Origin of the sequence: Pseudomonas sp. OTU750018 (assembly GCF_011636575.1) — a bacterium.
GTDB classification, from domain to species: domain Bacteria; phylum Pseudomonadota; class Gammaproteobacteria; order Pseudomonadales; family Pseudomonadaceae; genus Aquipseudomonas; species Aquipseudomonas peli.
Map to the genome: position 1 here is coordinate 1781797 of NZ_JAAPAU010000001.1, position 20142 is coordinate 1801938.

Genomic DNA, 20142 nt, shown 5'->3' on the forward strand with positions numbered 1-20142 from the left:
AAGCCTTAGAGCGAGGCGTACTTGACGCGCAGACGCTGGCGCACCAGCTCCGCCAGGGTGTTCATGACAAAAGTGAAAGCCAGCAGCACCAATGCCGAGAGGAACAGCACGCGGTAGTGAGTACCACCGACTTCCGACTCGGGCATTTCTACCGCCACGTTGGCGGCCAGGGTGCGCAAGCCTTCGAAGATGTTCATGTCCATGATCGCGGTGTTGCCGGTGGCCATCAGCACGATCATGGTTTCACCAACGGCGCGACCCATGCCGATCATCACCGCCGAGAAGATGCCTGGGCTGGCGGTGAGAATCACCACGCGCGTCAGGGTCTGCCACGGCGTGGCACCGAGGGCCAGGGAGCCGAACGTCAGGCTCTTCGGCACGCTGAACACAGCGTCTTCGGCAATCGAGTAGATGGTCGGGATCACCGCAAAGCCCATCGCCAGGCCGACGACCAGAGCGTTACGCTGGTCGAACGGAATGCCCAGGTCATTGCTCAACCACATACGCATATTGCCGTCGAACAGCCAGTTCTCCACGTGACCGCTCATGGCCAGCGACACATAGCCCACCAGCAGGATTACCGGGATCAGCATCGCCGACTCCCAGCCATCCGGCACGCTCAGGCGGATCGACTCCGGCAGACGGCTCCACAGGTAACCGGCCAGCAGAATGCCGATCGGGGTAAAGATCAGCAGGCTGAAGATGCCCGGCAGATGGCCTTCCACATAAGGTGCGAGGAACAGGCCGGCAAAGAAGCCGAGAATCACCGTTGGCAGCGCTTCCATCAGCTCGATCACCGGCTTGACCTTGCGACGCAGCGCCGGGGCCATGAAGTAGGCCGTGTACAGCGCAGCCGCGATGGCCAGCGGAGCCGCCAGGAGCATGGCGTAGAACGCGGCTTTCAGCGTACCGAAGGCCAGCGGCGCGAGGCTCAGCTTGGGTTCGTTGTCAGTGCTGGCGGACGTCGACTGCCAGACGTGGCCGGGCGCGTCATAGTTCTCGTACCAGACTTTGCCCCACAGCGAGCTCCAGGAGATTTCCGGGTGCGGGTTGTCGATGATCAAACGCTGCAACTGGCCATCGCTCTCCACCAACACGCGGTTGGCGCGCGGCGACAGAGCAGCCAGGGCCTTACCATCCGCAACAGGCTCAACCAGCAGGGTGCGGTGCGCGGTGCTGTGGAAGATACCCAGGTTGCCTTTGGCGTCCAGGGCGAAGAAGCCCTTGCGGCGCTCTTCCGGGAGAATCTGGATGATCGGGCTATCGGCCAGCTGGAAGCTGCGAATCGACTTCAGCACGGCCTTGCCGTCTGCTTCGCGCACCATAAACCACTGGGCGATGCCGCCGCTGGTGTCACCGATCATCAGCGAGATACCACCGAGCAGCGAGGTGGCGTTGCTGACTTCCAGCTTGCCGTCCTCCAACAGCTTGTAACGACCGTTCAGGCTGTTGCTGCGCATATCGAAGACATCGGCCGTGGCGCGGCCATTGACCACATACAGCCACAAGTGGCGCGGGTCGATGATCAGTGCCTTGATCGGCTCGGCAATCTGCGGCAGGGCGACACGCTCTTCACTGAGGGTCACCTCGCCGGTCATCATGTTCTCTTCGCGGCCCAGGCTCAGCACGTGCAGCTCGGTACCGGTGGAGCCGGCCAACATTAGCGTGCCGCTGTTCAGGCTGACGCCCATGTGATCCAGCTCGCGGCCCTGAGGGTCGAGCTCAATCGGCGCTTCGCCGAACGGGTACTCGATGCTCGGCGTAATGGTTTGCACATCATTCGGATAGCTGAGCTTGTAGACATGCTGGAAAACCAGCACCTGGCCGTTGGATAGGCCCAGGGCAACGCGGTTGCTACCTGGCTGGTCCTGGCCGACCGAAACAATCCGCGCATCCGCCGGGATAGGCAGTTGCACGCTGTTCAGCGGCTGCATCTTCTTCGCATCGAAGAACTGTACCTTGCCGCTCTGGTCCAGGCGCATTGCCATCTGGTTCTGTTCTTCAAGAGTCAGCAGCAGTGGCGCGGCTGCTTCATTCAACCAGGCAACCTGCACCGGCTTGCGAGTTTCCAGGCTTGCGCCCTGGAACATCGGCAGCACCACGTAGGCCAGATAGAAGAAGATCAGGGTGATGGCACCGAGTACGGCCATACCACCGATGGATACTGCCCAGCGGGCGAAACGATCTTTCAGCGCGCGGATACGCCGCTTGCGCTGCAGGGCCGGGGTGTTGAAGTCCAGCCCGAGGGATTTGGAGGTGGCGGTCATGGTTTCACTAGCCAAGTCATTCATAGGTAAGAGCGTCTCTGCGCAGCCATGAGCGCGCCATAATGAGTTCTGTCGCTATACGAGGCGTTAACTCTAGCCACTCTATGTGACAGAAAAGTTACAGCGCTTTGACAAAGCAACGCCCACCTGTCGTAAACGAAGGTGGGCGTGCGACTTACTTAGGCGTCCTTGCCTGTACCAGGATTACTCCAGGCCCAGTTCCTTCATGGTTTTCGCAGCCACTTTGCTTGGCAGCGGGATGTAGCCGTCTTTCACGACAACTTCCTGGCCTTGCTTGGACAGCACCAGCTTGACGAACTCGGCGTCCAGCGGGCTCAGCGGCTTGTTCGGCGCCTTGTTGACGTAAACGTAGAAGAAGCGAGCCAGCGGGAACTTGCCAGCCAGGGCGTTTTCTTCGTTGGCGTCAAAAGCTTCGCCGCCTTTCTTCGACAGAGGCACAGTCTTCACGCTGGAAGTCTTGTAGCCGATGCCCGAGTAACCGATGGCGTTGATGGTGCTGGAGATCGACTGCACCACGGAAGCCGAACCTGGCTGCTCGTTAACGTTAGCCTTGTAGTCACCTTTGCACAGGGCTTCTTCTTTGAAGTAACCGTAAGTGCCGGATACCGAGTTACGACCGAACAGCTGGATCGGCTTGGCAGCCCACTCGCCGGTCATGCCCAGGTCACCCCAGGTTTTGATATCGGTAGCGCCACCGCACAGGCGGGTGCTGGAGAAGATCGCGTCAACCTGAGCCATGTCCAGGCTCTTGATTGGGTTGTCTTTGTGCACGAATACCGCCAGGGCGTCGATGGCCACTGGTACGGCAGTCGGCTTGTAGCCGTATTTCTCTTCGAACGCCTGGATCTCGGCATCCTTCATTGGGCGGCTCATCGGGCCCATGCTGGCGGTGCCTTCAGTCAGAGCGGGCGGCGCAGTGCTCGAGCCGGCGGCCTGGATCTGGATGTTGACGTTCGGGTATTCCTTTTTGAACTCTTCAGCCCACAGAGTCATCAGGTTGGCCAGGGAGTCGGAACCAACGCTGGACAGGTTGCCCGATACGCCGGAAGTTTTGGTGTAGCTCGGCAGAGCCGGATCGACAGCAGCAACCGCAGTGGCGGTAGCCACGCCAGCGGCGACAAAAGTCATGGCCGCCATCAAACGCTTAAGTTTCATGCCTTACTCCTAGCAAACTAGTGTTGGATTGAACGGGGCCAAGTATCTGTAGGCCGCATGACGACTGTATGTATGCAATGTGACAGTTAGATGAACGCTGCTGAAATTTTGCCGCAGTCGATGAGCTGACGTGCAAAACCCAGGCGGCCAAGTGCCATGGTCGCCCTGCGACTGCCGAGTCGCTATACTCGCTGCGCCCGCACTCCCGCGGGCCTGCTGGGCCGACCCGCGATAGCCGCAGAGCCTGACTCGCCGCCACCGCCAAGCCCCGCACCGCGCCAATAAAAACAACCGCGCCGCGAGCCTAGATAGATGCACGATTTCGAACAGGAAGACCCTATCCCGCAAGGCGACCTGGCTTTGCAAATCACCGCGCTGCCGCGTGAAACCAATGGTTTTGGCGATATCTACGGCGGCTGGCTGGTATCGCAGATGGACCTGGCCGGCACGGCCATGGCCTGCAAGGTTGCGGGCGGGCGAGTAGCCACCGTGGCTATAGATCGCATGGCCTTTCTGGTGCCGGTGGCGGTGGGTGCGCAACTGTCCTTCTACACGCAAACCGTGGAAGTGGGCCGTAGCTCGATTCAGATGCTGGTTGAAGTGTGGAGCGACGATCCGCTGTCCAGCGAATGGCGCAAGGTTACCGAGGCAGTCTTCGTCTTCGTCGCCATCGACGGCAGCGGCCGCACGCGCCCGGTGCCAGCGCGGCGCTGATTGCCGATGGTGAAACGAAAACGCCGGCTATGAGCCGGCGTTTTGCTGTGCGCTAAGAATCAGCCGCGGATGTTGTAGATATCCTTCTCGTTCAGCTCGGCGTAGTCGTACAAACGCTGCAGATAAGCCTTCTGCTGCGCCCACACCTTGCTCGCTACCGGATCGGCGGCGGCGCTGGCGTCGACCACCTCGGCGGCCACTTCCTTGAGTTTGGCCAGCACTTCATCTGGCAGACGGCGTACTTCCACGCCCTCGCCTTTGAGCTGCTCCAGGGCTTCCATGTTCTTCGCGTTGTAATCGTCGAGCATGTCGCCATTCACTTCGCGAGCAGCGGCGCGGACGATAGCTTGCAGATCAGCCGGCAGGGTTTCCCATGCCTTGATGTTGATATCCAGCTCGAAGGTGACGTTCGGCTCTTGCCAGCCCGGGGTGTAGTAGTACTTGGCGGCTTTGTGCAGGCCCAGGGCCTGGTCGTTGTATGGGCCGATCCACTCGGTGGCATCGATAGCACCAGTTTGCAGCGCAGTGAAGATCTCACCGGCCGGCATGTTGACCACAGTACCGCCCATCTTGGTCAGCACTTCGCCGCCCAGGCCTGGGGTACGCATCTTCAAGCCCTGGAAGTCGGCGACGCCGTTGATTTCCTTGTTGAACCAACCCGCGGTTTGCACGCCCGTCGCGCCACAGGCCATCGGCAGTACGCCGAACGGCTTGTAGGTTTCTTCCCACAGCTGCATACCGCCGCCCTTGTGCAGCCAGGCATTCATTTCCTGGGCATTGGGGCCAAATGGCAGGGCGCAGAAAAACTGTGCGGCCGGCACTTTGCCTTTCCAGTAATAAGGCGCACCGTGGCCCATTTCGGCGGTGCCGCGGCTTACTGCATCGAATACTTCCAGCGCCGGCACCAGCTCTCCAGCGGCATAGACCTTGACCTTCAAGCGGCCGTTACTCATTTCTTCAACCAGCTTGGCGAAGCGCTCAGCGCCGACACCTACGCCGGGGAAGTTCTTCGGCCAGGAGGTGACCATTTTCCAGTTGAAAGTTTGGCTGCTCGCGCCTTCTTGGGGCTTACCAGCGGTTTCAGCCTCTTGTTTGCAACCGGCCAGTGCCGTGGCTGCAAGGCCTACGCCTGCTGCTGCGAGAATTTGACGACGTTTCATGCAAAGCTCCTTTATTGTTGTAGTGGTCTGACCACAGGATCGCTGCGGACCCACCGCGCCTGAGTAACATAGGGGTAAGTGACTCTCAAGCCTAGCGGATACGACTAAAGTTGTAGTGCCATTGCCGCACGTGCCCGGGCCTGCCTAGAATCGCCGGCCTGCCTGCCCACAAAGCCCATAACCATAAGGACTCATAATGTCCGATAAACCTCCTCTGCTGCTCGGCCTTGCTCATCTGATCGATTCATTCAACGCCCGTTTCGGCAAGGCCTGCGCCTGGCTGACCTTGTTTCTGGTGCTGGGCACCGCCATCGTGGTGGTCCTGCGTTACGGCTTCGGCATCGGCGCCACCGCCCTGCAGGAAGCCGTGCTGTATAGCCACGCACTGGTATTCATGGGCGCCGCTGCCTGGGTGTTGCAACGCAACGGCCATGTGCGCGTGGACATCTTCTATCAGAAGTTCAGTGCCAAACGTAAAGCCCTGGTCGACAGCCTCGGCACCTTGCTGTTTCTGCTGCCGGTGTGCCTGTTCCTCGGCTGGGCCAGCTGGGATTACGTCAGTAATTCCTGGTCGACCCTGGAAGGCTCCAGCGAGTCGGGCGGCCTGAAATTCGTCTACCTGCAGAAGAGCATCATCCTGGTGCTGGTGGTCAGCCTGGTCTTACAAGGAATCTCCGACTTGATCAAATTCGCCAATATCCTCACCGGCCGCCTGCAAGGCGCGGAGGTGAACCATGGCTGAGTTGATGGCGATTCTGCTGTTTATCAGCATTTGCGCGGCCCTGATGGCCGGCTACCCGGTGGCCTTTACCCTGGGCGGTGTGTCGCTGCTGTTTGCCGGTATCGGCATCCTCACCGGCACCTTCGATGGCGGCTACCTGAGCGCCCTGCCCAACCGCCTGTTCGGCATCATGAACAACCAGACCATGCTGGCGGTGCCGCTGTTCGTATTTATGGGGGTGATGCTGGAGAAATCCAGGGTCGCCGAAGACCTGCTCGAATCCATGTCCCGGCTGTTCGGCACCCTGCGCGGCGGTCTGGCGATTTCCGTGTGCGTGGTCGGCGCGCTGCTGGCGGCATCTACCGGTATCGTTGGTGCCACCGTGGTGACCATGGGCCTGCTGGCCCTGCCAACCATGCTGCGCCGCGGTTATGACCCGGCGATTGCCACCGGCACCCTGGCCGCCACCGGTACCCTGGGGCAGATCATCCCGCCGTCCATCGTGCTGGTGCTGCTGGGTGATGTGATGTCCAGCGCCTACCAACAGGCGCAGCTGAAGATGGGCATCTTCTCGCCGAAGACCGTCTCGGTTGGCGACCTGTTCGTCGGTGCGCTGATCCCCGGCTTGATGCTTGTGGGCATGTACATCCTCTACATCATCGGCGTGGCGATCCTGCAACCGAAGAAGCTGCCGGCTCTGCCGCAGGAAGAGCTGGGGCCGATCGAGTGGGGCAAGCTGATCAATGCCCTGGTACCGCCGCTGCTGTTGATCGGTGCGGTACTCGGCTCGATCCTCGCCGGCTACGCCACCCCGACCGAAGCCGCAGCCCTCGGCGCCCTCGGCGCCATGCTGCTGGCCTTTTACAAGGGCAAGCTGAACTTCGGCCAGCTGCGCGAAGTGGCCTACGGCACCACCGAAATCAGCGCCATGGTGTTCCTCATCCTGATCGGCGCCTCGCTGTTCTCCCTGGTGTTCCGCGGCTTCGGCGGCGAGGCGATGATCGAGGACATCTTTGCCCAGTTGCCTGGCGGCGTGCTCGGCGCGTTCTTCCTGGTAATGGTGGTGATCTTCCTGCTCGGCTTTATCCTCGACTTTATCGAGATCACCTTCGTGGTGGTGCCGATTGTCGGCCCGGTATTGCTGGCCATGGGCCTGGACCCAGTGTGGCTCGGCGTGATGATCGCACTGAACCTGCAAACATCCTTCCTCACCCCGCCGTTCGGCTTTGCGTTGTTCTACCTGCGCGGGGTCACGCCGGCGTCTGTGCCTACCAGCACCATCTATAAGGGTGTGCTGCCGTTTATCCTGATCCAGATCCTGCTGCTGGTAATTGCCTACCAGTTCCCGGGGCTGATCACCTGGTTGCCGGAACAGGTCTACGGCAAGTAAGCCTGGCTCCAGCCACAGAACGCCCGTCACTGACGGGCGTTTTGCTTTCTGCGCATAAGCTGGGCTCCAATAGCCTTCTTTATTCTTCCTTCTACGAGTACGCCAATGGCCAGATCCCACGTTGAACGCCTTGAGCTGGATGAGCTGATCTGCTGGCGCGCACGCGTTGGTTCCCGCGAGCTGCTGATCAGCCAGCAGGGAGCGCAAATTCTCAGCTACCAGGAAGATGACCAACCGCCGCTGATCTGGCTCAGCGAGCAAGCCACCTACAAACGCGGCCAGGGTGTGCGCGGCGGTGTGCCGGTGTGCTGGCCTTGGTTCGGCGGCCTGCAACGCAACCCGCAGACGGTGCAGGCCATGCATCTGCAGCCTGCCGCTGCGCCCGCCCACGGCCTGGTGCGTAACCTCGACTGGCAGCTGCAAGGCATCGACAGCCGCGATGACGGAGTCCAACTTGAGTTCGTCTACAACAGCGCCACTCAGCCCCTGGCCGACTGGCCCCACGCCGCCGAACTGCGCCTGAGCATTCGCCTGGATGAGCGCCTGCATATCCAGCTGAACAGCCGCAACCTGGGCGACACGCCGCTGGCCATCAGCCAGGCGCTGCACAGCTACTTTGCCGTCAGCGATATCCGCAACGTCGCAGTCGAAGGCATGCACGGCTGCCGCTATATCGAAACCCTGGAAGACTGGCAGCAACGCCAGCAGGACGGCCTGCTGCAGTTCAGCGGCGAGACCGACCGCATCTACCAGGGCACCCCAGCGCAGCTGAGTATTCTTGACCGCACATGGCAGCGGCGCATCCAGCTGCACAGCAGCGGCTCAAACTCAGCCGTACTGTGGACCCCCTGGATCGACAAGGCGCAACGCCTCTCGCAATTCGCCGCCGACGCATGGACCGGCATGCTGTGTATCGAACACGCCAACGTACTGGACGACATCCGCGTACTGGCGCCGGGCGAGCAACATCAGCTCGGTTTGAGTCTCTGGGCTGAATCCTGTAGCGATTAACCGACCAACGGTTTACGCCCTCCCTTCGCCGAGCCCGTTCGGGCTCGGCCGCAGCACATCGGTCACAGACCAACCCGGCAAAACCTGCACTGCATCACACTAACTTGCAGCAATTCGGCAACTTCTGTGACGAGCCACTAATTTGCCAGTAAGCAATTACTTACATATATAGAGCCATATACCTACACAACTTCCCGGGCACATCTTATTGTGACGAAACACTCACAATTTTTAGGAACTATCGTCCCATCTATTAATCCCCGAATATCTCCCACTGTTACATATTTCACACTTTCAACGGTTGTTCGACACGAGCCATGGGGCTAGGATGCCCACCTCACTAGGACGTGCGCAACTTGTTGCACATTTAAGTGCGCAACTTTTTGCGCACTTCGGGCGCAGCAAGACGGTCTTCAAATGCTTAATCAGCTTTAATGAAGTTACCCGCAGCGATAATCGAGTCATGGAATGACCTATTCAAACAAGCTCACTGCTCATTATTTAGAGCTGGCCAAACTCCCTATTAATGAAGGGAACTTTGCCGGTAATGACGTGCGTTATTCCAGCGAATACGAAGTTCTCGAAAATGAGCTGGGAAAAGCCACGGCGCTGCACGAAACGGCGGCGATTGACTGGCAAAAGGTCCGCGAAAACAGCGAGATCTTGCTCAGCGCCCACTCCAAGGATTTACGCGTCGCCGCCTGGCTGATCTGGGGCCTCTACCAGCGCGAATCCTTCCCCGGTCTGCAGGCCGGTTTCAGCCTGCTGCACTACCTGTGCATCAATCACTGGACCGAGCTGCACCCACGCAAATCCCGCACCCGCGCCGCCGCCATCAGCTGGCTGATTCCGCGCCTGGAACAGGCGCTGGCCGAGCACGTACCGATTGGCGAACAACTGGCACTATTCCGCAGCCTGGCCGAACAACTGCGCGCCCTGGAAGCCTGTCTGGCCGAACACCTGGGTGAAGATGCGCCACTGCTGCTGCCGCTGTGCCGGCGCCTGGATGAGCTGGTCAAGCGCGCCAGCCAGGGTCAGCCAGAGCCAGGTTCGGTCGGTGCGGCGATTGCACAGGTCAAGCAGGCTGCCAGCCAGATGCTCACCCCCGGCGCACCGGTGGAAAGTGAAAAGGAAGCGCACAAAAGCCTGCGCAGCCTGCAAGACCAGGCCCGCCCACTCTGCGCCTATTGGTTGAAACAGAAAGCCAGCGACCTGCGCGCCCTACGCCTGGCCCGCACTCTACTTTGGCTGCCCATCGACAGCCTGCCGGAACGCAACGCCGAACAGATCACCGCCCTTCGTGGCCTGCCGGCGGACAAGCTGGCCAGCTATCAGGAACGCTACCAGAACGGCCAATACGCCGATCTGCTGGTCGACCTGGAAGCCAGCATCGCCCGCGCGCCCTTCTGGCTCGACGGCCAGCATCTGGTCTGGCAGTGCCTACATGAGCTAGATGCCGAGCAGGCGATGCGCGAAGTGGAAATCCAGCTCGCGCTATTTATGCAGCGCATGAGCGGCCTGGAAGAACTGCGCTTCCACGACGGCAGCGCCTTCGCCGACGCGCAGACCCGCGCCTGGCTCAGCTCCCATGTGATGCCACACGTGCAGGCCCAAGTAAGCGACAACACCCCCGTAGCCAGCGAGGGCAACAGCCTCCCGGCTTGGGATATCGCCCTGCAGGAAACCCTGCCCAAGCTGCGCAAGGACGGCCTCAAGTCGGCGGTGCAGCAACTCAAGCTCGGCCTGGCCAAGGCGCGCGGCGGCCGCGAACGCTTCTTCTGGCAGTTGACCCTGGCGCGCCTGTGCTACAGCGCAAAGAAATACGAACTGGCCAAGACCCAACTCGAATCGCTCGACCAGACGCTACAGGCCACCGGCCTCGGCGACTGGGAACCCGATCTCGCCCTGGACGTACTGCGTATGCTGCACAGCTGTTGTGAGCTGTTGCCGCAGAACCACGCAATACGTGAAAGCAAGGAAGAGATCTACCGCAGGTTGTGCCACCTCGATCTTGAAGTGGTACTGGACTAGGCCCTCGGGCCATAACCGTAACGGAGAATGACCATGGCCAAAGAAGGCTCGGTAGCCCCCAAGGAACGCATCAACGTCACTTTCAAACCCGCCACCGGCGGTGCTCAGGAAGAGATCGAACTGCCACTGAAACTGATGGTTCTGGGTGACTTCACCCAGCGCGCCGACGATCGCAAGATCGAAGACCGCAAGCCGATCAGCATCGACAAGAACAGCTTCGACGAAGTGCTGGCCAAGCAGGAACTCAACCTGACCTTCGCCGTGCCTAATCGCCTGCAGGACGACGCTGAAGGCGACGACATGGCCGTGCAGCTGCGCATCAACTCGATGAAGGACTTCAACCCGGCCAACCTGGTCGACCAGGTCCCTGAGTTGAAAAAACTGATGGAACTGCGCGACGCCCTGGTTGCTCTGAAAGGCCCACTGGGCAACGCCCCGGCCTTCCGCAAAGCCATCGAAAGCGTGCTGGCTGACGACGACTCGCGTGACCGCGTACTCGGCGAACTCGGCCTGGCTGCCCAAGGCAAGCTGGACTCCTGATTCAATTAACAAGGAAGCTAATTCATGAGCACTAGTGCAGCAGTAGAAAGCGGTCGCAGCGCCGCCGACCTCGGCATCCTCGACCGCATCATTGCCGAGACCAAACTGACTCCAGACGACGAAGCCTATGACATCGCCAAGCGTGGCGTGTCGGCCTTTATCGAAGAGTTGCTGAAGCCGCAGAACGAAAATGAGCCCGTGAAAAAGGCCATGGTCGACCGCATGATCGCGGAGATCGACGCCAAGCTCAGCCGGCAGATGGACGAAATTCTCCACAACGCTGAATTCCAGGCGCTGGAATCCTCCTGGCGCGGCCTCAAGCTGCTGGTGGATCGCACCAACTTCCGCGAAAACATCAAGCTGGAGATCATCAACGCCTCCAAGCAGGATCTGCTCGATGACTTCGAAGACAGCCCGGAAATCACCCAGTCCGGCCTGTACAAGCACATCTACACCGCCGAATATGGCCAGTTCGGTGGCCAGCCGGTCGGCGCGCTGATCGCCAACTACTTCTTCGACCCGAGCGCGCCGGACGTCAAGACCCTGCAATACGTTGCCAGCGTCGCCAGCATGTCCCACGCGCCGTTTATCGCGGCTGCCGGCCCGAAATTCTTCGGTCTGGAAAGCTTTACCGGTCTGCCGGACCTGAAGGATCTGAAAGATCACTTCGAAGGCCCGCAATTCGCCAAATGGCAGAGCTTCCGCGAGCAGGAAGATGCTCGCTACGTCGGTCTGACCGTACCGCGCTTCCTGCTGCGCAACCCGTACGATCCGGAAGACAACCCGGTGAAGACGTTCGTCTACAAAGAGAACGTCGCCAACAGCCACGAGCATTACCTGTGGGGCAACACTGCCTACACCTTCGCCTCCAAGCTGACCGACAGCTTCGCCAAGTTCCGCTGGTGCCCGAACATCATCGGCCCGCAGAGCGGCGGCGCGGTAGAAGACCTGCCGCTGCACCACTTCGAAAGCATGGGCGAGATCGAAACCAAGATCCCGACCGAAGTACTGGTCTCCGACCGTCGTGAATACGAGCTGGCCGAAGAAGGCTTTATCGCCCTGACCATGCGCAAAGGCAGCGACAACGCCGCATTCTTCTCCGCCAACTCGGCGCAGAAGCCGAAGTTCTTCGGCATCAGCGAAGAAGGCAAGACCGCTGAACTGAACTACAAGCTGGGCACCCAGCTGCCGTACATGTTCATCATCAACCGTCTGGCCCACTACCTGAAAGTGCTGCAGCGCGAGCAGATCGGCGCGTGGAAAGAGCGCACCGACCTGGAGCTGGAACTCAACAAGTGGATTCGCCAGTTCGTTGCCGACCAGGAAAACCCGAGCTCCGAAGTGCGTAGCCGTCGTCCGCTGCGCGCCGCTCAGGTGATCGTCAGTGATGTTGATGGTGAGCCGGGCTGGTACCGCGTCAGCCTCAACGTACGCCCGCACTTCAAGTACATGGGTGCCGATTTCACCCTGTCGCTCGTCGGCAAGCTGGACAAGGAATAAGCATCCTTATGGCCGGGTACGGAAGCCTATTCGAACGCCTCGGCGGTGAAGCCAGCCAGCGTGCTGGCTGGAGCCGCGAGGTTGCCGCCATGGCGTCGGTGGCTACCCACCTGGCGAAAATGCTCAGCACCCGGGCGGGCAGCGTGCAAACGCTGCCCGACTACGGGTTGCCCGATCTCAACGATATGCGCCTGTCGCTGCACGATTCGCTGCAGCAGGCGCGTATCGCCATCGAACGCTTTATCGAAGCGTACGAACCGCGTTTAAGCGACGTGCGGGTGATTTCCCTGCCACGCGACAACAACCCGCTGAGCCTGGCCTTTGCCATCGAAGGCCTGCTGGAAGTGGACGGCTTAAAACGCCAAGTCAGTTTCTCCGCGCGCCTGGACGGCAGCGGACAGGTCAAGGTCAATTAAGGAGAGCCCATGTCCGGTAAACCCGCCGCCCGCGTCAGCGACCCCACTGCCTGCCCGATTCCCGGCCACGGCACCAATCCGATTGTCGCCGGCTCCCCCGACGTGCTGTTCGACAGCCTGCCCGCCGCGCGCATGGGCGACCCCACTGGCTGTGGCAGCACCCTGGCCAGCGCGGTAATCCCAACCGTGCTGATCAACGGCAAACCGGCCACCGTGCTCGGCACCGTGGGTAGCCATGGCAATCCGGTTATCGCCGGTTCCGGCACCGTGTTGATTGGCGGCTGAGCCGACACAGCCACAAGGACGAACTGCTGAATGTCTTTTAACCACTACTACCAGAGCGAACTCACCGCCCTGCGCCAACTCGGCAAGCGGTTTGCCGAGCGCAGCCCGGCGTTGGCGCCGTTTCTTGGGCAGAGCGGGCGCGACCCGGATGTCGAGCGGCTACTGGAAGGTTTCGCCTTTCTCACCGGGCGCCTGCGGCAGAAGCTCGATGACGAGCTGCCGGAGCTGACTCACTCGCTGATGCACCTGCTGTGGCCGAACTATATGCGGCCGTTGCCAGCGTTCAGCATGTTGCAGTTCGACCCGCTCAAGCGTCCGGGAGGAGCCTTGCTGGTGCCACGGCATACGCCGGTGGAATCCAAGCCGATCCAGGGCGTGACCTGCCGCTTCCGTACCGCCTTTGCCACCGAGGTGCTGCCACTGGCGCTGAATAGTCTGGATTACTCGGTAAAGGGTGACGGTGCGCTGCTCAGCCTGCGTCTGGCGATGAGTGCCGATGGCCATCTGGGTGATCTCGACCTCAAGCAGTTGCGTCTGCACCTTTCCGGTGAGCGCTACATCAGCCAGTTGCTGTACCTGAGCCTGTTGCGCCACCTCGGCGGCGTGCAGCTGGTGCTGCTGAATGCGGCTGGCAAGCCGCTGCAAGGGCCTGATGATCGTCCATTGCTGCCGCTGCAGCTGCCCGCCAGCAATGTGCAACCCGTGGGTTTTGCCGAAGATCAGGCGCTGATCCCCTACCCGCTGAACACCTTCCGCGGGTACCGCTACCTGCAGGAATACTTCGCCTTTCAGGACAAGTTCCTGTTCGTCGACCTGCTCGGCCTGGATGTACTCAAGCGCGTGCCCGAGGACGTGCTCAAGCAGGCGCGCGGCATCGAGCTGCGTTTTGATATCCATAAAGCCGGCGTGCAACGCATCCGCCCGACCCTGGATAACGTGCGCCTGTACTGTACGCCGGTGGTCAACCTGTTTGCCCATGACGCCATCCCGATTCGCCTCGACGGCAAGCAGGACCAATACCTGCTGCTGCCCTCGGAGCTCGACTCCGAGCACTGCGGGGTGTTCTCGGTGGATCGCGTCACCGGCTGGAAGCCCGGCGGCAAGGGTTACGAAGAGTACGTGCCGTTCGAATCCTTCGAGCATGACGCCAGCTTCGATGTGCCCCTGGCGCGCCCGCACTACAGCGTGCGCCAGCAACCTTCGCTGCTTGGCGACGGCCTGGAAACCTACCTGAGTTTCGGCCTGCGCAACCTCGATCAGCACGAAACGCTGTCCATCGAGCTGACCTGCACCAACCAGAACCTGCCACGTCAGCTGGGCCTCGGTGATATCTGCATGCCCTGCGAGGACACTCCGGAGTTCCTTACCTTCCGCAATATCAGCGCGGTTACGCCGAGCTATGCGCCGCCGCTGCACCGCGACTTTCTGTGGAAGCTGATCAGCAATATGTCGCTGAACTACCTGTCGCTGGCCAACGTCGACGCGCTCAAGGTGATCCTGGAAACCTACGACCTGCCGCGCTACTACGACCAGCACGCGGAGAAGGTCAGCAAGCGCCTGCTCGACGGCCTAAAAAGCATCAGCCACCAGCACGTCGACCGCCTGCATCGCGGCCTGCCGGTACGCGGTGTGCGCACGCAATTGACGATCAACCCCGAGGGTTATGTGGGCGAGGGTGACCTGTTCCTCTTCGCCACCGTACTCAATGAATTTTTCGCCCTGTATGCCAGCTTGAACTCGTATCACGAGCTGCGCGTACAGAGCACACAGGGAGAGGTGTACCAATGGACGCCGCGCATGGGGCTACAGCCCCTGCTCTAAACCGGATTAGCCGGGGCATCCGCGAGTACAGCCTGTTTCAGGGTGTGCAGCTGGTGCTGGAACGCTTGCACGCCGCTCATCCTGAACTGGATGAGGAAGCGCTGTACCAGCGACTGGAACTGCAGGCCAACCCGAGCATGGGGTTCCCCGGTAGCGATATCGATCGCGTGCATTTTTTCGAAGAGCACGGCGAGCTGCGCGCGCGCATGCGCATCAACCTGGTCAGCCTTTTTGGCGCCGGCTCGCCGCTGCCAGCGTTCTACGGCGAACAGGCGCTGGGCGACAGTGAAGACGGCAACCCAACGCGGGATTTCCTCGACCTGTTCAACAACCGTCTGCAGCGTCTGCTGCTGCCGACCTGGCAGAAATACCGCTACCACACACGCTTCCAGAGCGGTGCGGTCGACCCGTTCTCCGCGCACCTGTTTGCCCTGATCGGCCTGGGCGGTGAAACCATTCGCCAGGCGCAAGAATTGAACTGGAAACGCCTGCTGCCCTACCTCGGCCTGCTCAGCCTGCGCGCCCACTCGGCAGCGCTGATCGAGTCGGTGCTGCGCTACTACTTCAAGCACGCCGATCTGCATATCGAGCAATGCCTGGAGCGCCAGGTGGAAATCCTCGGCGAGCAGCGCAACCGCCTCGGTCTGGCCAACAGCCAACTGGGTGAAAGCCTGGTGCTTGGCGAGTTCGTGCGTGACCGCGGCGGCAAGTTCCGCATCCATGTACGCCAGCTGAACTGGGATCGCTTCCACGAATTTCTGCCCATCGGCAGCGGCTACCAACCGCTCTGCGCGCTGGTGCGCTTCACCCTGCGCGACCCACTGGATTACGACATCCGCCTGGAACTGCGCCAAGACGAAATACGCGAATTGCGCCTCGGCGCGGACAACCCCTGCCTGCTGGGCTGGACCACTTGGCTGGGGCGTGACAACGCCGACGGCGTGGTCACCCTCGGCAGCAAAGCTCATTAAGGATTGATGAAATGATCAACGTCGATTTACAGCAACTGGTGCAAGCCCTCGACGCTGCCAGCAAACAGGACCTGGAAACCGCCGCCGAGCGCTGCGTAATCCGCGGCGGCAGCAAAATTCTCGTGGAAGACCTGTTGCTCGGCCTGCTTGAGCGCCCGGAAGGCTTGCTACCTCGCGCACTGCAGGATGCCGAAGTGGACGCCGGTGAACTGGCCCGCGCCCTGCAACCGCGTGGCGAACACAGCGAATCGCGCAACCCGGTATTTGCCACCGAACTGGTGCAGTGGCTGCAGGACGCTCTGCTGGTTGCCAGCCTGGAACTCGGCCAGAGCCAGATTGATGAAGCCGCGCTGATCCTCTCACTGCTGCGCAACCCGATGCGTTACGCCGGCAGCCACTATCAGCCACTACTGGCCAAGCTGAATGCCGAGCGCCTGCGCGAATTCGCCCTGGCCCAGCAGCCGCAAACCGCTGCAGGTAAACCCGCAAATAGTGGCGAATCGAACCTCGCGCGCTTTACCCACAACTTCACCCAGCAGGCCCGTGACGGCAAGCTCGACCCGGTGCTGTGCCGCGACGGCGCAATTCGCCAGATGATCGACATCCTCGCCCGCCGCCGCAAAAGCAACCCGATCGTGGTCGGCGAAGCCGGTGTCGGCAAGACCGCCATTGTCGAAGGCCTGGCCCTGCGCATCGCCGCTGGTGAAGTGCCGGCGGCGCTCAAGGGTGTCGAACTGCTGTGCCTGGACCTCGGCCTGCTGCAAGCCGGCGCCAGCGTCAAAGGCGAATTCGAACGCCGCCTGCAGGGCGTGATCGATGAGGTCAAAGGTTCGCCCAAGCCGATCATCCTGTTTATCGACGAAGCCCACACCCTGATCGGTGCCGGCGGCCAGGCCGGTAGCGGTGACGCGGCCAACCTTCTCAAACCCGCCCTGGCGCGTGGTGAGCTGCGCACCATCGCCGCCACCACCTGGAGCGAATATAAGAAGTACTTCGAGAAAGACCCGGCCCTGGCCCGCCGCTTCCAGCTGGTGCAACTGCATGAACCGACGGTCGATGAAGCCGTGACCATCCTCCGTGGCCTGGCGCCAGTGTATGAAAAGAGCCACGGCATTTACCTGCGTGACGACGCCGTGGTCGCTGCCGCCGAACTCTCTGCGCGCTACCTGGCTGGCCGTCAGCTACCGGACAAAGCCGTCGATGTCCTCGACACCGCCTGCGCGCGGGTACGCATCAGCCTGGCTGCCGCCCCGGAAGCGCTGGAGCGCCTGCGCGGCGAGATCGCCGAAGGTGAGCGGCAGAGCGAGGCCATGGGCCGCGATATGGAAGCCGGCCTGAACATCGACAGTGAAATCCTCGACCAGCTCGAAGCGCGCCTGAGCCTGGCCCGCGCTGAGCTGGAGCAGATCGAAACCCGCTGGGCGGTGCAGCGCGAACTGGCCGAACGCCTGCTGGAGTTGCGCAAGCAATGTGCCAGCCTGCGCCAGAACCCGACCGAAGCCGAGAACAGCGACGGCCAGGCCGTGCAGCTGGAGCAACTGGAAAGCGAACTGCGCGCCGTGCAAGCCGAGCTGGCCAGCGCCCAGGTCAATGAGCGCCTGGTCAGCTTCGAAGTCTGCCCGCGCCTGGTGGCTGAAGTGATCAGTCACTGGACCGGCGTGCCGCTCAGCCAGCTGGCCCGCGAACACAACAGCAAGGTGCTGACCTTCGCCAGCGACCTCGGCCTGCGCGTACGCGGTCAGGAGCAAGCCATCGCCGCCCTGGACCGCTCGATGCGCGCCACCGCTGCCGGCCTTAATCGCGCCGATGCGCCGGTCGGCGTGTTTCTGCTGGTCGGCCCCAGCGGCGTCGGCAAGACCGAAACCGCGTTGGCGCTGGCGGATCTGCTGTACGGCGGTGAGCGCTTCCTCACCACCATCAACATGTCTGAATTTCAGGAGAAGCACACCGTTTCCCGCCTGATCGGCGCGCCACCCGGCTACGTCGGCTATGGCGAAGGCGGCATGCTCACCGAAGCCGTGCGGCAGAAGCCCTACTCGGTGGTGCTGCTCGATGAAGTGGAAAAAGCCGACCCGGACGTGATGAACGTCTTCTATCAGATCTTCGACAAAGGCGTGGCCAACGACGGCGAAGGCCGCGAGATCAACTTCCGCAACTGCCTGATCCTGATGACCAGCAACCTCGCCAGCGAGCGTATCGCCAGCCTCTGCCAGGGCGGTCAGCGTCCGGATGCAGAAGACCTGGAACAGGCGATTCGCCCAACCCTGACTCAGCACTTCAAGCCGGCGCTGCTCGGCCGTATGCGCGTGGTGCCGTACTACCCGATCAATGGCGAGGTACTCAACGAGCTGGTCGGCCTCAAACTCGCGCGTTTCGGCGAGCGCCTGCAGCGCCGTCAGCTGCAGTTCAGCCATTGCCAGGCGCTGCTGGAAAATCTCGCCGAGCGTTGCAGCCACAGCGACAGCGGCGCGCGCCTGATCGATCACCTGATCGACCAGCACCTGCAACCGCTGGTGGTCGACCGCCTGCTCGACGCCATGGCCAGTGGCGAAAGCCTGCAACGCGTACACGCCACCCTGGACGGCGAAGGGACGGTGGTCTGTGAGTTCGCTTAACGTGTCGCTGATGTTCAGCCAGGTGCCGCAGCCACTGCGCTATGCCGAAGCGCTGTTGCAACGCTTCGCCACGCTGGCGCGCGCGGCCAATAGCGACGCCCTGCTCGGCGGCCTGGTGGAAAGCGCCGCGCAGCTGTCGGGCAGCGAACTGAGCCAGCTGTACCTGCTCGACGACACCCACACACGCCTGACCCTGTCTGCCGAATGGCAGGACGGCCTGCTGCAGCCGCGCGCGGATGCCAGCCTGTCCAGCGACTACGACGGCGAACAATTGCTGCAGTACTGCCTGTGCCAGAACCAGACGCTGAGCCTCAATGAACTGGACAGCAGCCTGCACCAGACCGGCTTCCTCCCCGAGGCACAAAAACCCTGGCGCAGTCTGCTGTGCCAGCCGCTGCTGGATGAACAGAAAGGCGTCACCGGCCTGCTGCTGATTGCCAGCCAGCGCTCGCGTGAACTGCAGGGTTTTGCCGACTCGCTCGGCCATCTGGGTAGCTTTGTTGTCGCCCAACTGCATCTGCTGCAGCGCCTGCGTTCGCCGCGCAGCGAGCAGCCGGTTGCCGTGGTCAGCATGCCCTGCGCCAGCGGCTATGGCCTGATTGGCGACAGCCCGGCGATGCGCAGCGTTTACCAGCTGATCAGCAAAGTGCTGCACAACCCGGTCAGCGTTTTGCTGGCCGGCGAAACCGGCACCGGCAAGGAACTGGTGGCCCGCGCCATCCACGATTGTGGTTTCCGCCGCAGCAAGACCTTTGTCGTGCAGAACTGCGCCTCGCTGCCGGAAAACCTGCTGGAAAGCGAACTGTTCGGCTACCGCAAAGGCGCCTTCAGCGGCGCCGACCGCGATCATCAGGGTCTGTTCGATGCGGCCAATGGCGGCACCCTGTTTCTCGATGAAATCGGTGATATGCCGCTGAGCCTGCAAGCCAAGCTGCTGCGCGTGTTGCAGGAAGGCGAAGTACGCCCGCTGGGCTCCACCGCCACGCATAAGGTCGATGTGCGCATCGTCGCCGCCACTCACCACAACCTGCGCAACCTGGTGGAAGAAGGCCGTTTCCGCGAAGACCTGTTCTATCGCCTGGCGCAGTTCCCCATCGAGCTGCCGGCCCTGCGTGAACGCGATCAGGACATCCTGACTCTGGCGCGCTACTTCGCCGACAAGGCCAGCACCTTCCTGCAGCGCAACCATTGCCGCTGGGCCGACAGCACCCTCGATCACCTGGCCCGCTACCCCTTCCCGGGCAATGTGCGCGAGCTCAAAGGTCTGGTCGAACGCGCCGTGCTGCTGTGCGAAGGCGGCGAGCTGCTGCCGGAACATTTCGACCTGCGCCAGGCCGGCAGCAATGATGACCCCGGCATGAACCTGCGCGAACGCATGGAGCGCGTCGAACGCAGCCTGCTGCTCGACTGCCTGCGCAAGAACCGTGGCAACCAGACCAGCGCCGCCTGCGAACTCGGCCTGCCGCGCCGCACCCTGCTGTACCGCATGCAGCGGCTGAATATCAGCCCGGCTGACGTGTAAGG

At 61.7% G+C, this 20142-nt stretch carries 16 protein-coding genes; 13 read left to right on the plus strand and 3 right to left on the minus strand.

Translation table 11 applies throughout. The features are described 5' to 3' along the window. Nucleotides 1–5: 5 nt before the first annotated feature. Together HCI85_RS08340 and HCI85_RS08345 are read right to left on the minus strand one after the other, a co-directional pair. Nucleotides 6–2291 (minus strand): ABC transporter permease subunit, encoded by a 2286-nt coding sequence (locus tag HCI85_RS08340; protein WP_160086062.1) that lies wholly within the window; start codon nt 2289–2291, stop codon nt 6–8. Nucleotides 2292–2471: 180 nt separating this feature from the next. After that, on the minus strand, nt 2472–3443 hold the full coding sequence (locus HCI85_RS08345; RefSeq protein ID WP_167144011.1) for a PstS family phosphate ABC transporter substrate-binding protein: 972 nt from the start codon (nt 3441–3443) through the stop codon (nt 2472–2474). 312 nt (nt 3444–3755) lie between these two features. Here HCI85_RS08345 and HCI85_RS08350 point away from each other — a divergent pair, with 312 nt between their 5' ends. Beyond that, the gene (locus tag HCI85_RS08350) at nt 3756–4157 is read left to right on the plus strand and encodes an acyl-CoA thioesterase (protein WP_090250791.1); all 402 of its coding nucleotides are present in this window, start codon (nt 3756–3758) and stop codon (nt 4155–4157) included. 59 nt (nt 4158–4216) lie between these two features. Here the strand turns inward: HCI85_RS08350 and HCI85_RS08355 are convergent, their stop codons facing one another. Beyond that, on the minus strand, nt 4217–5317 hold the full coding sequence (locus tag HCI85_RS08355; protein WP_090250792.1) for a TRAP transporter substrate-binding protein: 1101 nt from the start codon (nt 5315–5317) through the stop codon (nt 4217–4219). Between the two features lie 196 nt (nt 5318–5513). Here HCI85_RS08355 and HCI85_RS08360 point away from each other — a divergent pair, with 196 nt between their 5' ends. The 12 genes from HCI85_RS08360 (at nt 5514) to HCI85_RS08415 (ending at nt 20140) form a co-directional block, all read left to right on the plus strand. Then, nucleotides 5514–6059 (plus strand): TRAP transporter small permease subunit, encoded by a 546-nt coding sequence (locus tag HCI85_RS08360; protein ID WP_167144014.1) that lies wholly within the window; start codon nt 5514–5516, stop codon nt 6057–6059. After that, a complete protein-coding gene (locus tag HCI85_RS08365; RefSeq protein ID WP_160086068.1) occupies nt 6052–7428 on the plus strand; it encodes a TRAP transporter large permease in 1377 nt (458 codons plus the stop codon). Before HCI85_RS08360 ends, HCI85_RS08365 begins: the two co-directional genes overlap by 8 nt. 105 nt (nt 7429–7533) lie before the next feature. Then, complete coding sequence (locus HCI85_RS08370) at nt 7534–8439, plus strand: D-hexose-6-phosphate mutarotase (RefSeq protein ID WP_167144018.1); 906 nt, start codon at nt 7534–7536, stop codon at nt 8437–8439. Between the two features lie 468 nt (nt 8440–8907). Beyond that, nucleotides 8908–10470 carry a type VI secretion system protein TssA gene (gene tssA, locus HCI85_RS08375; RefSeq protein WP_167144021.1) on the plus strand — a complete coding sequence of 521 codons (1563 nt, stop codon included), beginning with the start codon at nt 8908–8910 and terminating at the stop codon, nt 10468–10470. Between the two features lie 33 nt (nt 10471–10503). Further along, a complete protein-coding gene (gene tssB, locus HCI85_RS08380; protein WP_160086074.1) occupies nt 10504–11010 on the plus strand; it encodes a type VI secretion system contractile sheath small subunit in 507 nt (168 codons plus the stop codon). Between the two features lie 24 nt (nt 11011–11034). Further along, nucleotides 11035–12510 carry a type VI secretion system contractile sheath large subunit gene (tssC, locus tag HCI85_RS08385; RefSeq protein WP_108489172.1) on the plus strand — a complete coding sequence of 492 codons (1476 nt, stop codon included), beginning with the start codon at nt 11035–11037 and terminating at the stop codon, nt 12508–12510. A gap of 8 nt (nt 12511–12518) precedes the next feature. Then, nucleotides 12519–12926 (plus strand): type VI secretion system baseplate subunit TssE, encoded by a 408-nt coding sequence (gene tssE, locus HCI85_RS08390; RefSeq protein ID WP_108489173.1) that lies wholly within the window; start codon nt 12519–12521, stop codon nt 12924–12926. Between the two features lie 9 nt (nt 12927–12935). Further along, nucleotides 12936–13211 carry a PAAR domain-containing protein gene (locus tag HCI85_RS08395; protein ID WP_167144023.1) on the plus strand — a complete coding sequence of 92 codons (276 nt, stop codon included), beginning with the start codon at nt 12936–12938 and terminating at the stop codon, nt 13209–13211. Nucleotides 13212–13241: 30 nt separating this feature from the next. Further along, nucleotides 13242–15032: a type VI secretion system baseplate subunit TssF gene (gene tssF, locus HCI85_RS08400; protein WP_167144026.1), complete on the plus strand. Its 1791-nt coding sequence runs from the start codon at nt 13242–13244 to the stop codon at nt 15030–15032. Beyond that, complete coding sequence (gene tssG / locus HCI85_RS08405) at nt 14996–16003, plus strand: type VI secretion system baseplate subunit TssG (RefSeq protein WP_167144028.1); 1008 nt, start codon at nt 14996–14998, stop codon at nt 16001–16003. Before tssF ends, tssG begins: the two co-directional genes overlap by 37 nt. A gap of 11 nt (nt 16004–16014) precedes the next feature. Further along, entirely contained in the window at nt 16015–18618 is a 2604-nt protein-coding gene (gene tssH / locus HCI85_RS08410) for a type VI secretion system ATPase TssH (RefSeq protein ID WP_167144030.1), read from the plus strand. A gap of 10 nt (nt 18619–18628) precedes the next feature. Continuing rightward, nucleotides 18629–20140 (plus strand): sigma-54 interaction domain-containing protein, encoded by a 1512-nt coding sequence (locus tag HCI85_RS08415; RefSeq protein WP_167144328.1) that lies wholly within the window; start codon nt 18629–18631, stop codon nt 20138–20140. The last annotated feature ends 2 nt before the right edge of the window (nt 20141–20142 follow it).

Coding starts and splice junctions, on each gene's coding strand:
- HCI85_RS08340 (WP_160086062.1), bottom strand. CDS start 2,291: ATGAATGACTTGGCTAGTGAAACCATGACCGCCACCTCCAAATCCCTC.
- HCI85_RS08345 (WP_167144011.1), bottom strand. CDS start 3,443: ATGAAACTTAAGCGTTTGATGGCGGCCATGACTTTTGTCGCCGCTGGC.
- HCI85_RS08350 (WP_090250791.1), top strand. CDS start 3,756: ATGCACGATTTCGAACAGGAAGACCCTATCCCGCAAGGCGACCTGGCT.
- HCI85_RS08355 (WP_090250792.1), bottom strand. CDS start 5,317: ATGAAACGTCGTCAAATTCTCGCAGCAGCAGGCGTAGGCCTTGCAGCC.
- HCI85_RS08360 (WP_167144014.1), top strand. CDS start 5,514: ATGTCCGATAAACCTCCTCTGCTGCTCGGCCTTGCTCATCTGATCGAT.
- HCI85_RS08365 (WP_160086068.1), top strand. CDS start 6,052: ATGGCTGAGTTGATGGCGATTCTGCTGTTTATCAGCATTTGCGCGGCC.
- HCI85_RS08370 (WP_167144018.1), top strand. CDS start 7,534: ATGGCCAGATCCCACGTTGAACGCCTTGAGCTGGATGAGCTGATCTGC.
- tssA (WP_167144021.1), top strand. CDS start 8,908: ATGACCTATTCAAACAAGCTCACTGCTCATTATTTAGAGCTGGCCAAA.
- tssB (WP_160086074.1), top strand. CDS start 10,504: ATGGCCAAAGAAGGCTCGGTAGCCCCCAAGGAACGCATCAACGTCACT.
- tssC (WP_108489172.1), top strand. CDS start 11,035: ATGAGCACTAGTGCAGCAGTAGAAAGCGGTCGCAGCGCCGCCGACCTC.
- tssE (WP_108489173.1), top strand. CDS start 12,519: ATGGCCGGGTACGGAAGCCTATTCGAACGCCTCGGCGGTGAAGCCAGC.
- HCI85_RS08395 (WP_167144023.1), top strand. CDS start 12,936: ATGTCCGGTAAACCCGCCGCCCGCGTCAGCGACCCCACTGCCTGCCCG.
- tssF (WP_167144026.1), top strand. CDS start 13,242: ATGTCTTTTAACCACTACTACCAGAGCGAACTCACCGCCCTGCGCCAA.
- tssG (WP_167144028.1), top strand. CDS start 14,996: ATGGACGCCGCGCATGGGGCTACAGCCCCTGCTCTAAACCGGATTAGC.
- tssH (WP_167144030.1), top strand. CDS start 16,015: ATGATCAACGTCGATTTACAGCAACTGGTGCAAGCCCTCGACGCTGCC.
- HCI85_RS08415 (WP_167144328.1), top strand. CDS start 18,629: ATGTTCAGCCAGGTGCCGCAGCCACTGCGCTATGCCGAAGCGCTGTTG.